At 62.6% G+C, this 14,121-nt stretch carries 9 protein-coding genes; 2 read left to right on the plus strand and 7 right to left on the minus strand.

Going from position 1 to position 14,121, the window contains the following annotated elements; genetic code table 11:
- Nucleotides 1-2 precede the first annotated feature (2 nt).
- From EKL02_RS06895 to EKL02_RS06910, 4 genes are read right to left on the minus strand one after another with little or no spacing between them, the layout of a single operon-like run.
- Nucleotides 3-1,427 carry an allophanate hydrolase gene (locus EKL02_RS06895; RefSeq protein WP_164931969.1) on the minus strand — a complete coding sequence of 475 codons (1,425 nt, stop codon included), beginning with the start codon at nucleotides 1,425-1,427 and terminating at the stop codon, nucleotides 3-5.
- Nucleotides 1,428-1,448: 21 nt separating this feature from the next.
- Nucleotides 1,449-2,204, minus strand: coding sequence for an ABC transporter permease (locus EKL02_RS06900; RefSeq protein WP_128901366.1), 756 nt, complete (start codon nucleotides 2,202-2,204; stop codon nucleotides 1,449-1,451).
- Nucleotides 2,205-2,210: 6 nt separating this feature from the next.
- On the minus strand, nucleotides 2,211-3,194 hold the full coding sequence (locus EKL02_RS06905; RefSeq protein WP_164931970.1) for an NrtA/SsuA/CpmA family ABC transporter substrate-binding protein: 984 nt from the start codon (nucleotides 3,192-3,194) through the stop codon (nucleotides 2,211-2,213).
- Between the two features lie 51 nt (nucleotides 3,195-3,245).
- Nucleotides 3,246-4,100 (minus strand): ABC transporter ATP-binding protein, encoded by an 855-nt coding sequence (locus tag EKL02_RS06910; RefSeq protein ID WP_241687813.1) that lies wholly within the window; start codon nucleotides 4,098-4,100, stop codon nucleotides 3,246-3,248.
- Nucleotides 4,101-4,327: 227 nt separating this feature from the next.
- Between EKL02_RS06910 and EKL02_RS06915 the strand changes: the two genes are divergently transcribed.
- Both EKL02_RS06915 and EKL02_RS06920 read left to right on the plus strand, forming a co-directional pair.
- Entirely contained in the window at nucleotides 4,328-5,233 is a 906-nt protein-coding gene (locus EKL02_RS06915) for a sulfurtransferase (protein WP_347232099.1), read from the plus strand.
- On the plus strand, nucleotides 5,234-6,403 hold the full coding sequence (locus tag EKL02_RS06920; protein WP_128901368.1) for a YeeE/YedE family protein: 1,170 nt from the start codon (nucleotides 5,234-5,236) through the stop codon (nucleotides 6,401-6,403).
- Here the strand turns inward: EKL02_RS06920 and EKL02_RS06925 are convergent.
- Genes EKL02_RS06925 through EKL02_RS06935 form a run of 3 tightly spaced genes read right to left on the minus strand, consistent with a single transcriptional unit; the run spans nucleotide 6,341 to nucleotide 14,115 of the window.
- Entirely contained in the window at nucleotides 6,341-7,855 is a 1,515-nt protein-coding gene (locus tag EKL02_RS06925; RefSeq protein ID WP_128901369.1) for an efflux transporter outer membrane subunit, read from the minus strand. The genes EKL02_RS06920 and EKL02_RS06925 overlap by 63 nt on opposite strands.
- A gap of 18 nt (nucleotides 7,856-7,873) precedes the next feature.
- Nucleotides 7,874-10,978 (minus strand): multidrug efflux RND transporter permease subunit, encoded by a 3,105-nt coding sequence (locus EKL02_RS06930; protein WP_128901370.1) that lies wholly within the window; start codon nucleotides 10,976-10,978, stop codon nucleotides 7,874-7,876.
- Nucleotides 10,975-14,115 carry a multidrug efflux RND transporter permease subunit gene (locus EKL02_RS06935; protein WP_128901371.1) on the minus strand — a complete coding sequence of 1,047 codons (3,141 nt, stop codon included), beginning with the start codon at nucleotides 14,113-14,115 and terminating at the stop codon, nucleotides 10,975-10,977. Before EKL02_RS06935 ends, EKL02_RS06930 begins: the two co-directional genes overlap by 4 nt.
- Nucleotides 14,116-14,121 lie beyond the last annotated feature (6 nt).

Here is a 14,121-nt window from a genome sequence, read left to right on the forward strand (position 1 = left end):
CGTTATTGATTTGAAGGCGCAGCCACTACGGGGTGGCTGGTGGCGCCGAGGTTGCCGCCGAAAGCCGCTTGCATGCGGCTGGCGTAGGCGTATAAATCCTGGTCTGCAAAAGGCATGCCGAGGAAGCACACGCCGAACGGCAAGCCATCCGGACGCAGGCCTGCCGGCACGCTGACTGCGCACAGGCGCAGCGGATTGGCGAAATAGGTGTAGTAGCCGAGATTGGCATTCAGCCGCACCGGGTCGGCCTCCACTTCGTCGCAGCGGTAGATGGTGCCGCAGGTGGGCACAAGCAGGACGTCGGCTTTCTGGATTTCCCGGTAGGCCAGCCGCTTCAGTTCTTCCAGTCGATACAGGGTACGGAAAGCATCTGCAGCATCGTATTGCTTCGCGTTTAAGATTGCCTGCTGTACGACGGGATGGACTTCGGCACCGCCGCGCCCGGCAGCTTCACCATAGGTAAGCCAGCGCTCTGCCACCAGCGCGCTGCTGAATACCATCCGGCCTGCCTCAAGGAACGGGGCAAAGTCAATCTCAACGGGGGTGCCGCCCATTTCGCGAAGCTTCACGACCGCCGCGGCGAACTGCGCTTCAGCATGTCTGTCACCAAAAAATTCCAGATCCGCGGGGCCCGGGAGAGCAAAGCGGAACTGCTCCGGCAGCCCGCTGCGGCCGCTTGTTCGCGGCGGTGGCGCCACCGAGTAAATGTCGCGCTCGTCGTAGCCCTCGATTACTTGCAGCACCTTGAAGGCATCCGCAGCGGTCAGGGCGAACACCGGCGGTACATCGAAGCTGCGGTTGCAATAGAGAAATCCGTCACTGCTGACGCGACCCGGTGTCGGTTTCAGCCCGATGATATTGTTGAACGCAGCCGGCACGCGTCCCGAGCCACCGGTGTCGGAGCCGATCGAGAAGCTGGCCTGGCCGGTACTGACCGCCACCGCCGAGCCGGAGCTGGACCCTCCGGGCACGTAGTCGCGGTCGAATGGATTGCGGCAATAGCCTTGCGGCGAACGGATGCCGACCAGGCCAGTGGCAAACTGGTCCATGTTCTGCTTGCCGATCAGGATTGCGCCAGCCGCCCGCAGCTTTTCGACCACGGTGGCAGTCCTGGTCGCGGTATATGTGAAGCTGGCACAGGCGGCGCTGGTTGGCAGGCCTTCGACGTCGATATTGTCCTTGACACCGAATGGCAAGCCGTACAACGGCAAGTCCGCTCCCCGCGCCGCAAGTTGCTCGATGCGGTGCGCTTGCTGCAATGCATCCGCGCGCGCCACCACGTGCGTCCAGACATGCTCGCCGGTGTGCTGCTCCAGGCGGAGGTAGGTTTCTTCGATGACCGCCGATGGCGACAGACCGGCGCGGTAAGCGGCGGCCAGCGAGGCGAAATCGAAACTCAGTGCGTCTGGCGAAAGATGCTGATTCATGCTTGGCTGATTCATCGTGTGTCAGGTGGTCCAGTGCAGCACGCGCCGTGAAATACCTTGAAACGCGCGGTCGGAAAGAGTGGACATGAATCCAAGTACCAGCAGGCCAGCCATCATGTGGCCGATCTGCAGGTTCTGTTGCGATACTTCGAGGCGGTAGGCGATCCCGGCGTAGGCGCCTGCCAGTTCGGCCGCCACCAGCGTATAGAAAGCGATGCTGAGCGCCGTGCGCAAGCCGACAAAAATCACCGGCAGGGCATCGGGAAGTTGCACCGACCACAGCAGTTGCAGGCGGGATGCGCCGAGGCTTTGTGCCGCGCGCAGCAGCGTCAGGCTGACCCGCTGCACGCCCATATGGGTGGCCAGCCAGACCGTAAAGAACACGCCCCAGAACACCAGGAACCATTTGCCGAATTCGGTCAATCCGAACCACACGATCACGATCGGCACGAACGCGATCGGCGGAATCGGGCGCAGCAGCTGGAACACGGGCATCAGAAAACCCGACAGCAGCGGGCTGGCGCCCGTCAGCACGCCGAGCGTAATGCCGACCGCCGCGCCGGACAGGTAGCCGATCGCAACCCTGCCCAGGCTCCAGCCGGTGTCGGCAACCCCATCGCCGAGCGTCATGTAATCCCAGAACGCGCGGATGACGACGCTTGGCGGCGGAAATAACAGTGGATTGACCAGTTCCAGGCTGGCGACCAGCTGCCAGACCCCGAGGAAAAGCGGGATTGACACCAGTCTGGCCAGCAGCACGGCATATTGACGGAACATGGCGGATTACAGGCCCTTGATTTTGACGCGCTCCGGCGCAACCTGCTTCAGCGGCGCCGCGAAAATAATGTCGTTGAAATCGGGGATGGTCGCTCCCGTCGGCGCATTGCCCGAATCCAGGCGCCACTGCGCATGGTTCTTCAGGGTGTTGAGCGTCAGGTCATCCAGCACGAGGTCAAAGATGTAGTCATTCCATATTGGCGCCAATTCTTCCTTTTTCATGCCGGTGGCAGTGGCAATGACGGCAATGCTTTCGTCGCGATTTGCCTTCAGGAAGCGTTCGGCTTCGAGTACCGCTTGCAGGAATGCGGCGACGGTCTTGCCGTTTTTGGCGAGGTAATCCTGCGGCACGACCAGATTGAAGGTTTCCGCATAGACGCCTCTTGTGTCGATTTCCTTTACCTTGTCGCCCAAGGCCTTCTTGCCGTTGACGATATGTGGTTCCCACGTGTTGTAGGCGTCGATGCTGTTGGTTGCCAGTGCCGACACCATGTCTTGCGGACGCAGGTTGACCAGGGTGACATCGTTCCTGGTGAGGCCGGCCTTCTTGAGAAGGGTCAGCGTATAGATTTCACCGCCGGTGCCGGCGGTGTAGGCAATGCGCTTGCCCTTCAGGTCGGCCGGCGTGTTGATGCCGGACGCCTTGCTGACCAGGGTCTTGTCGTCCGAATACACCATGCGGGCCAGCAGGGAAATCTTCTGGCGGGCAAGCGCGGCGGCGGTAATCGGCGCCTCCGCCGTGGTGGCGATATCGGCGCCCCCGCCAAGCACGGTTTCCAGCGCCTGGCGGCCGCTGGTGAAATTGCTGACCGTGACATCGAGGCCGTGTTTGTCGAACAGGCCCTTTTCCTTGGCGATGATCACCAGGCCGGAAATCGGCGCCAGGTTTTGCGCCAGGCGAATTTTTTCCGCAGCGTTGGCCAAGCCTGCATTGAGGGCGGCGAGCGTCATTGCGCCCACCAAGAGATAACGACTGATGCCATGTTTCATTTTTATATCCTTTTTAAAGGTAGGGAGTTGGATTCGGTTTTGGGCCATGTTTCATGCGGCCAGTGCAGTCGGCGGCGCTTCGCTGGCGAATGCGCGCAGGCTTTCTTGCCGGATGAGGGCGCGCAGGTGTGCGCGGATTTCCAGGAATTCGGCGCTGACGACGACATCGGGATGGCGCGGCCGCGGCAACGGGATGGTGACCACATCCATTATTTTTCCTGGGCGCGCGCTCATGACATACACCCGGTCAGAGAGGAAAATCGCTTCGTCGATATCATGGGTGACAAACAGGACCGAGATGCCCAAGGTTTGCCAAAGGTCCGTCAGGATCTGCTGCATGATGGCCCGGGTCTGTGTATCGAGTGCGCCAAACGGCTCATCCATGAGCAGGATGCGTGGATTCGCGGCCAGTGCGCGAATGATGCCAACCCGCTGTTTCATGCCCCCTGACAGCTGGTGCGGATAGTGCCGTTCAAATGCAGCCAGTCCGGCCAGCTTCAGCAAGTGGCGCGCCTTATCTTGTCGTACCTGCCGCGCGACGCCTTGCAGCTTGAGACCGAATTCGACATTGCCCAGAACGGATTTCCACGGAAAGAGTGAATACTGCTGGAAAACGACGCCGCGGTCTGCGCCCGGGCCGGTGATCGGCTTGCCGTCGATGTTGACGCTACCGGATGTCGGTTGCACGAAGCCGGCAACCGCATTCAGCAATGTCGACTTGCCGCAGCCGGATGGGCCGATCACGCTGATGAATTCGCCGCTGGCGACCTCGATCTCGACGCCATCGACTGCCCGGACGGTGTCTTTTTTTCCGGGGAACTCGATGTGTAACTCACGTACTTCTAGGTGGCCGACATTCCTGCTCATGCTCAATTCCAGTTCGTTGATGCTGTCATGACAGGTCATGATCTATAGGAGATGCAATCCTAGCCATGGGTGAAGGAGATTGGAACGAATGTCTTCGCACATGCTTATGCGGAAATCGTTGGTCGTCGGCGACGGGATTTTCAGCGCCGCCATATCTGTTTTTTGCATATGAAAGGCGGATTTGATTCGTTGTTTGTCGGTGGATTCCTCTTGTAACCTGATCTCCGGATGTATTGACCAACCAAGGGAGAACAACAATGAAATTCATGAAGTCACTGCTGCTCGTCGGCAGCCTGTTGCTGGGTACTGCGCATGCTGCCCCCGGCGATTTTCTCGTCAGTACCGACTGGCTGGAAAAGAACATCAACGATCCGAAACTGCGTCTGATCGAAGTGAGCGTCAATCCCGGTCAGTTCGAACGTGGCCATATTCAGGGCGCGGTCAATTTCACCTGGCATACGGACCTGGTCGATCCGGTCAAACGCGATATCGTCAGCCAGCCGAATTTTGAAAAGCTGCTGCGCGAGGCCGGCGTCAACAATGACAGCACGGTCGTCCTGTACGGCGATACCAACAACTGGTTTGCCGCCTGGGGTGCCTGGGTCTTCGATACCTACGGCATCAAGAACGTGAAACTGCTCGATGGCGGCCGCAAGAAATGGGAAGCCGAAAACCGTCCGCTGATCGCCGTGGCCAAGGTGCCGGCGCCAGGTAATGTCAAGGTTCAGGCAGCCAACAAGGCCCTGCGTGCGCGCCTGGCCGATGTCGTCGCCGTGGCAGAGAAGAAGAGCAATGTCGCGCTGGTCGATATCCGTTCGGCCGACGAGTACAGCGGCAAGGTGTTTGCACCGGCCGGCGTGCAGGAACTGGCGATTCGTGCCGGCCATGTGCCAGGCGCCGTCAACGTACCCTGGGGCCAGGCGGTTGCAGCCGATGGCACCTTCAAGCCGGTCGAAGAGCTGAAGAAAATCTACGCTGCGGCCGGCATCGACGGCAGCAAGCCGGTGATTACCTATTGCCGCATCGGCGAGCGCTCCAGCCATACCTGGTTCGCCCTGAAAAAGCTGCTGGGATATGACGTGCGCAATTACGATGGCTCCTGGACCGAATACGGCAATGCAGTCGGTGTGCCCATCAACAACCCGACCGGCACCGTCTGGGGCGGCAAGTAATTGGCTGCACTGGCATTGCCGCCCGCGCGGCGGCTCGCAATATCCGCGATCGTTGTAGCAGCGGCAGTGCTGTTCTCGCACCACCTCGGCGGCATCGCCGAGGGCGGTCGCGAGCTGGCGCTGTCCGCCCTGTTTGGCCTGGCGTTCGGCGCAATCCTGCAGCGCTCGCGCTTTTGCTTCTTTTGTGTCAGCCGGGATTTTCTGGAACAGCGCGATGCGCGCGGCTTGCTGGGCATCATCGCCGCGCTGGCAATCGGGATTGTCGGCTACCACCTCGTATTCGGCGCTTTCCTGCCAGTGCCGGCGCCTGGCCGCCTGCCGCCGCAGGCCCACATCGGGCCGCTCAGCTGGGTGCTGGCAGCAGGCGCATTTTCATTCGGTATCGGCATGGCGCTTTCCGGATCCTGCATCAGCGCCCACCTGTACCGCCTCGGCGAGGGATCGACGGCCTCGCCATTCGCCTTGCTGGGCGCGTTGATCGGTTTTTCGCTTGGATTTGCAAGCTGGAATTACCTCTACCTTTCGGGCATCCAGGAGGCGCCAGTGGTGTGGCTGCCGCATCACTTCGGCTATGCCGGCTCGGTGGCGCTGCAACTGGCAGGGCTTGCCATCATCGGCCTGGGGCTTTGGCGCTGGCATCGCCAGCCAGATGTCGCACCGTTGAAGGCAAGCCCGTGGGAACGCCGCTGGCCAGCCCATGTCGGCGGCTTGCTGGTCGGCTTCCTCGGGGTATTGTCGTATTTTCGCCTTGGCCCCCTGGGCGTGACTGCCGAACTGGGCAGTATCGCCCGTACCGGCGCCAGCACGACTGGTTGGCTGCCCGACCGGCTGGAAGGGCTGGATACCTTTTCCGGTTGCGCCACCGTGATCAAGCAAACCCTGTGGTCGGACAACGGCGTGTTTATCCTGAGCCTGGTGCTGGGTTCCCTGGCTGCGGCGATTTTTGCCGGCGACTTCAAGCCACGTCTGCCACGCCTGCCGGAAATCGTCCGCGCCCTGGCGGGTGGCGTGCTGATGGGGTGGGGCGCCATGGTCGCGCTGGGCTGCACCGTCGGCACCCTGCTGTCGGGGATCATGGCGGGCGCCGCATCCGGCTGGGTGTTTGGCTTATTTCTTTTCGGCGGCCTTTGGCTCGGTTGGCGCGTGCGCGGCCGGCTGGGCTGGGTCTGAGGACGTTGTTCCCGGCGCGGCAGCAGGCGGCGTCCAGCCGCCGCCCAGCGCCTTGACCAGGCCGATGCTGGCATTCAGGCGCCTCCCGAATACGCCCAGCGCATTGCGTTCGATGCCGAGCGCCGTGGTCTGCAAGGTCACGACGCTGAGAAAGTCCACCGTGCCTGCCTGGTAGCGGTTCAGTGCATCACGCTCGGCCAGGCGCGCCGACTCCAGCGCCGCGTCCAGGTACTCCGCTTCCTGTTCGAGCCATTTCAGGTTCGCCAGCTGGTCTTCGACTTCCTGCAGGCTTGTCAGCACGGTTTGCCGGTATGTGGCAACCGTGGCGTCGTAGGCGGCGATGGCGGCATCGCCTTGCGATCGCCGCAAGCCGGCATCGAACAGCGAAGCTGCAAGCGCGGGGCCGACCGACCATACCCGGTTGGGCAGCGTCAGCCATTTGCTCCACCGGCTGGACTGGAATCCCGATGAGGCCGACAGGGTCAGGTCAGGAAAGATCGCCGCCTGGGCAACGCCAATGCCGGCATTGGCTGCAGCGACGCGGCGCTCCGCCGCTGCCACGTCGGGCCGGCGCTCCAGCAGGCTGGAAGGAATCCCCGGGGGAATTGCCGGCAAAGTGCGCTGGACATGGTAGCTGCCACTCGCCGCGGTGTCGGCAGTCAAGGTGAACTCTGCTGGCGCCTTGCCCAGCAAGACTGCCAGCGCATGTTCCAGCTGCGCGCGCTGCGCCCGGTTGTCGGCGGCCTGGGCCAGCGTCGACTGGAGCTGGGTCTGCGCCTGGGACACATCGCTGCGGGCGGATACGCCGACCTTGTAGCGATTCTGGGTCAATTCCAGTGAACGCCGATATGCCTGTACGGCATCGTCAAGCAATCGCTGCTGGGCATCGGCGATACGCAACTGGAAATACGTCTGAGCGAATCCGGATTGGACCGCCAGGGTCGTGGCAGCCAGATCAGCAGCGCTGGCCTGTGCCGTAGCGATGCTGCCTTCCTGCTGCCGGCGCAAGCGCCCCCAGAGATCGGCTTCCCAGCTGGCGTCGGCGGCAAGGCGATAGGTATTCGAGTTGTTGCCTGCAGCGATGCCATTGGTGCCGGTGCCGCGCCGGGCCGAGCCATTCAGGTCCAGTGACGGCCAGCGGCTTGCGCCGGCGCCATCGGCAAGCGCTGCCGCCTGGCGATAGCGCGCCGCGCCCTGGGCGATGTTCTGGTTTGCCGCCGCGACTTGCGCCAGCAATTCATTCAGCTTGTCGTCGCCATACAGTTGCCACCATTCTTGCGCCAGCGCCGGGGCATCGGGCGTGGCCGTCTTCCATGCCGGCAGGTCGAAAGCCTGCTTGTAGTGGGATGCCGCTGGCGCCGCCGGACGCTGGTAGTCGGGACCCGCAGCGCAGCCGCAGAGCAGGGTCGCAAGCAGTATCGGCAGGTGGTTTTTTTGGGGATGCAGTTTCATGGTGTGCGCGTAGTGCGTTCAAATCGGCTCGGCTGCCGGTGCGGCATGCAGGCGGCGCCAGCTTTGCAGGGTTGCGTGTCGCAGCCGGTCCAGTTTCAGGTAAACCATCGGCGTGGTGTACAGCGTGAGTATCTGCGACAGCAGCAGGCCGCCGACGATCGACAGCCCGAGCGGTCGCCGCAGCTCGGCGCCGTCGCCGGCGCCCAGGGCCAGCGGCAGGGCGCCCAGCAGTGCTGCAAGCGTGGTCATGAGGATAGGGCGGAAGCGCAGCAGGCAGGCTTCTCGGATCGACTGTTCCGGGCTCAGGTTGCGGTCGCGTTCGAGCTGCAGCGCGGTATCGATCATCATGATGGCGTTTTTCTTGACTATGCCGACCAGCAGGATCACGCCGATAAAGGCGATGATCGAAAATTCGCTGCCGCAGACAATCAGCGCAAGCAGGGCGCCCACACCGGCAGACGGCAAGGTCGACAGGATGGTCAGCGGATGAATCGTGCTTTCGTAAAGGATGCCGAGCACGATATAAACCGCAAGCAATGCGGCAAGAATCAGCCAGGGCTGGCTGGCAAGCGACTCCTGGAATACTTGCGCGGTGCCGGCAAAGCGTCCCCTGACGGAATCGGGTGGGTTGAGCTCGGCAAAGGCTTTTTCAATGGCATCGGCGGCCTGGTCAAGCGCCACGCCTTGTGCCAGGTTGAAGGAAATGGTGGCGGCGGCAAACTGGCCCTGGTGGTTGACCACCAGCGGCGCCGTGGTCTGTTCCCACCGGCTGATCGCCGCCAGCGGCACCTTGCCGCCTTTTTCCGTCATCAGGTAGATATGCTCCAGCGCGGCGGGGCCCTGGGCATATTCCGGCTGCAGCGTCAGTACGACATAGTACTGGTTGAGCGGCTCGTAAATGGTGGATACCAGGCGCTGGCCAAAGGCATTGTTGAGCGTGGCGTCGATCTGCCGTGCACTGATGCCGAACGTGGCAGCGGCGGCGCGGTCCACCACCAGCGTCGTTTGCAATCCCTTGTCCTGGTAATCGCTGTTGACGTCGGTAAGCTCGGGCAGGCGTGACAGTGCACCGCGCAGCCGGGGCGCGATGCTTTTCAGTTGCTGCAGGTCGTCGGCCAGGACGGTAAACTGGAATTGCGCGCTGCCCGGGCGGGCGCCGATGTTCAACTCTTGCTGGGCATTGACAAACAGGGTGGCTCCGGCAATCTTTGCCAGTTTGGGGCGCAGCCGCGCAACGATTTCCTGCGCGGTCGCATTCCTTTCTGATAATGGCTTCAGACGGGCAAACATGGCGCCGGTATTCGTCTGGCCGGCGCCGAAGCCGCCGGTGTACTCGTAGTAAGTGTCGATATCCGGATCTTCGGCGACGATCTTCATGATCTGGTTGACTTTTTGTCGCATCGCCGGGAACGAGATGCTTTGGTCGGCCTGGAAATTGCCGTTCAGCCGCCCGGTATCCTGTTGCGGGAAAAAGCCTTTCGGCACGATCGTGTAAAGGTAGACATTCAGTGCAATGGTCGCTGCCAGCAACAGCAGGATCAATGCGCCATGGCGCAGCGACCAGTCCAGGCTGACGCGATAGGCCCGCAAGGGTATCTCGATCAGGCGCTCGAGCCACAGGCCTAGGCGGCTGGCGCCGGCCTTGGCGGGACGCAGCAGGATGGCGCTCAGCATCGGCGTGGTGGTGAGCGAGATGACCAGCGAAATCAGCACGGCGATCGACATCGTGATGGCGAATTCGCGGAACAGGCGGCCGATCATGCCGCCCATCAGCAACAACGGAATGAATACCGCGATCAGCGACACGCTCATCGCCAGCACGGTAAAGCCGACTTCGCGCGCGCCCTTGATGGCGGCGTCGAACGGCTTCATGCCTTCCTCGATGTGCCGGATGATGTTTTCAACGACCACGATGGCGTCGTCCACCACGAAACCGGTGGAAATGATCAAGGCCATGAGCGAGAGATTGTTGAGGCTGAAGCCGAGCAGATAAATGATCGCCAGCGTGCCCAGCAGCGACACCGGGATCGCGATGGCGGGAATGATGGTGGCACGGCCGTTGCGCAGGAACAGGAAGGTGACCATGATCACCAGCCCGATGGAAATGAACAGCGTTTCCTCGACTTCGGCCAGCGACTTGCGGATGGTGGTGCTGCGGTCGATCACCACCTCGACCTCGACCCCGGCCGGCGTGATATCCCGCAGGCGCGGCAACAGCGCCCTGACCGCATCGACGGTGGCAACCACGTTGGCGCCGGGCTGGTTCATTACGGCCAGCATGACCGCGGGCTTGCCGCGCGAAGTGCCGGCATTGCGCAGTTCCTGCACGGAGTCGCGCACCGTTGCGACATCGGCCAGCCGCACCGGCGCGCCATTGACCCAGCTGACGATCAGGCCGCGATAGTCGCGTGCCTGCCTGGCCTGGTCGTTGAGGCCGATTTGCCAGCGCTGCACGCCATCCTCGATGAAGCCTTTGGGCGCATTGACATTGGCCGCTGCCAGCGCGGCGCGCACCCTGTCCAGCCCGATGCCATACTGGTTCAGCACGGTCGGGTTGACTTCCACGCGCACTGAGCGCAGCGCGCTGCCGTTGACATTCACCTGGCCGACGCCCTGTACCTGCGAAATCTTCTGGCCGAGCACGGTGAAAGCGATGTCGTAGAGCTGTTCCTGCGTATGCGTGTCCGAGGTCAGGGAAATCGCCAGGATGGGCGGGCCGGCGGAATTGACCTTGCGGTAGGTCGGGTTGCCGGACAGGCCTGCGGGCAACGTCGAACGGGCAGCATTGATGGCGGATTGCACGTCGCGCGCGGCGCCGTCGATGTTGCGGTCGAGGTCGAATTGCAGGCTCAGGCGGGTCGTGCCCTGGTTGCTGGTCGACGTCATTTCGGTGATGCCGGCGATACGTCCCAACGCCCGCTCGAGCGGCGTGGCGACGGTCGCCGCCATGGTTTCCGGGCTGGCGCCCGGCATGCTGGCACTGACGCTGATCGTGGGAAAATCCACTTGCGGCAGCGAGGCGACCGGCAAGTGCTTGAAAGCCATCACGCCCGGCAATGCGATTGCCAGCGTCAGCAGGATGGTGGCAACCGGCCGATGGATAAAGACTTGCGACCAGTTCATGCCTGCGGCCCGGTGGCGGTGGCGCTGCCGGCATCGTCATGCGCGGCGAGCCCGGCATCGCGGCCGCGCCAGGACTTCACGCGGCTGCCCAGGCGGTCGAAGGCGAGATAGATTACCGGCGTGGTGAACAGGGTCAAAACCTGGCTGAGCAGCAGGCCGCCGATCATGGCAATGCCGAGCGGGGAACGCAATTCGGAACCCGGGCCGGACCCGAGCACCAGCGGGACCGCCGACAGCACCGCCGCCAGCGTCGTCATCAGGATCGGGCGCAGGCGCAGCAGGCAAGCCTGGTAGACGGCTGCGCGGGGCGTCAGGCGTTCAGTGCGTTCCGCTGCCAGGGCGAAGTCGATGATCATGATCGCATTTTTTTGCACGATGCCGATCAGCAGCACGATGCCGATGATGGCAATGACGCTCAGATCCTTGCCCGTGACCTGCAGGGCAAGCAATGCCCCCACGCCAGCCGAGGGTAGGGTCGACAGGATGGTCAGCGGATGGACAAAGCTTTCATAGAGCACCCCCAGCACGATGTACATGGTCAGGATCGCGGCGATGACCAGGAAGCCTTCATTGGCAAGCGCCGCGCCGAAGGCCATGGCGGCGCCCTGGTAGCGGGTCTGCACGCTGGCTGGCAGGTTCAGCGCCCGTTTCTCGGCGTCGATGGCGGCGGTGGCATCGCCCAGAGAATATCCCGGCGCCAGGTTGAACGACATCGTGACGGCGGGGAACTGTTTTTCCCTGCTGATCAGGTTGATTGCCGGCTCTTCCCGCACCCGCGCCAAGCTGCTCAGGGGAACCTGGCGGCCATTGGCGGACGAGATGTGGATGGCCCGCAGTTTCTCAAGGCCGCTCTGGAAATCCGGCAGCGCTTCCAGCACCACGCGATACTGGCTGGTCTGGGTGAAAATGGTGGAGACCTGGCGCTGGCCGAACGCGCTATACAGCGCATCGTCGATTGCCGCGATCGACACGCCGAGCCGGCTGGCGGTATCCCGGTCGACCTCGATATAGGCTTTCAGCCCGCCATTTTTCTGGTCGCTCACAATGTCGCTAATCTGCGGCAAGGTCCGCAGGCGTTCCTGCAGAAGCGGCACCCATTCGGTGAGTGCCGCCGCATCGGTGCTTTCTACCAGGTACTGGTACTGGTTACGACTGACGCGGTCTTCTACTGTGAGGTCCTGCACTGCCTGAAAGTACACCTCGATGCCTGGCACGCTGCGCACGGCGTCCTGCAGGCGCGCGATGATCTCCGGCGCGCGCTCGGCGCGCTGCGCATGCGGCTTCAGGTTGATCAGGAGGCGCCCGCTATTCAAGGTATTGTTGACGCCGTCGATGCCGACGATCGACGACAGGCTGGCCACTGCGGGGTCCTTCAGAAGGACCTGGGCTACGGCTTGCTGGCGTTCTGCCATGGCCCTGAAGGAAATGGATTGGGGCGCCTCGGTAATCACCTGGATCGTGCCGGTATCCTGGGTCGGGAAAAAGCCCTTGGGAATCCACCACGCCAGCAGTATCGTCAGCAGCAGCGTCAATGCCGCCACCGCCAGTGTTGCCGTCTGGCGCTCCAACACCCATTCGAGCGCGTCACCGTAGCGAGCCTGGATGCGGTCGAAAATCAGCTGGCCGCTAAGAGGCGTAGCGCTTTCGGCTTTGCCGGCATGCGGCTTGAGCATGCGGGCGCACAGCATGGGCGTCAGCGTCAACGAAACGACGGCCGATATCAGTATGGAAACCGCCAGCGTAATGGCGAATTCGCGGAACAGCCGGCCCACCACGTCGCCCATGAACAGCAGGGGAATCAGCACCGCGATCAGGGAAAATGTCAGCGAAATGATGGTGAAGCCGATTTCCCTGGAGCCTTCAAGCGCGGCGGCGCGCGGCGTCTTGCCCTGCTCAATGTGGCGCGCAATGTTTTCGATCATCACGATGGCGTCGTCCACCACAAAGCCGGTGGCGATCGTGAGCGCCATCAGGGTCAGGTTGTTCAGGCTGAATCCGGCCAGGTACATTACGCCGAAGGTGCCGACCAGCGACAGTGGCACCGCCAGGGCCGGGATCAGGGTGGCCGGGACGCTGCGCAGGAACAGGAAAATCACCATCACCACCAGCGCCACGGCCAGCGCCAGTTCGAACTGCACGTCGCGCACGGCGTGGCGTACCGAGTCGGTGCGGTCCGTTAATACTTTTACTTCCACCGATGCCGGCAGGCCCGACTGCAATTCCGGCAGCAGGGCACGGATCCGGTTGACCACCTCGATGACATTCGCGCCCGGTTGCCGCTGGATGTTGATCAGGATCGCCTGGTCCTGGTCTGCCCATGCGGCCAGGTAAGCATCTTCGGCCGCCTCGCGTACCTCTGCGACGTCGGCGAGGCGCACCGGGTTGCCATTGCGCATAGCGATCACGATCTGGCGGTATTCATACGCGCTCTTGAGTTGGCTGTTGGCTTCCAGCGCCGACGCCTGTTGTGGTCCGTCGAAATTTCCCTTGGCCTGGTTCGAATTGGCGGCGCTGATCGCAGCACGCAATTGGTCAAAGCCCAGTCCATAGGCTGCCAGCGCAGTTGGATTCACCTGGATGCGCACGGCTGGCCGTTGGCCGCCGCTCAGGGTGACCAGGCCGACGCCGGTTACCTGGGAAATCTTTTGCGCCATGCGGGTGTCGACGATATCCTGCAACTTCGTCAGCGGCAGGCTGCCCGGGGTGACTGCCAGCGTCATCACCGGCGCATCCGCGGGATTGACCTTGCTATAGATCGGTGGCGTGGGCAAGTCCGGTGGCAAGAAATTGCTTGCAGCATTGATCGCGGCCTGCACCGACTGCACTGCGATGTCGAGGCTGACATCGAGCTTGAATTGCAGGGTGATCAGCGAGCCGCCGCTGCTGCTGGTGGACGACATCTGGTTGAGCCCGGCGATGGCGCCGAACTGCCTTTCCAGCGGCGAGGTGACCCCCGTCGCCATCACTTCGGGGCTGGCGCCCGGGTACAGGGTGCTGACTTGGATGGTCGGATAATCGACCTGGGGCAATGCCGATTGCGGCAGCAGGCGGTAAGCCAGCAAGCCCGACAGCAGCAATGCCAGCATCAGCAGCGAAGTCGCAACCGGGCGGAGGATAAACAGGCGGGAAGGATTCATTCAGGC

The sequence above is a fragment of the Janthinobacterium sp. 17J80-10 genome (assembly GCF_004114795.1).
Lineage (GTDB): Bacteria > Pseudomonadota > Gammaproteobacteria > Burkholderiales > Burkholderiaceae_D > Paucimonas.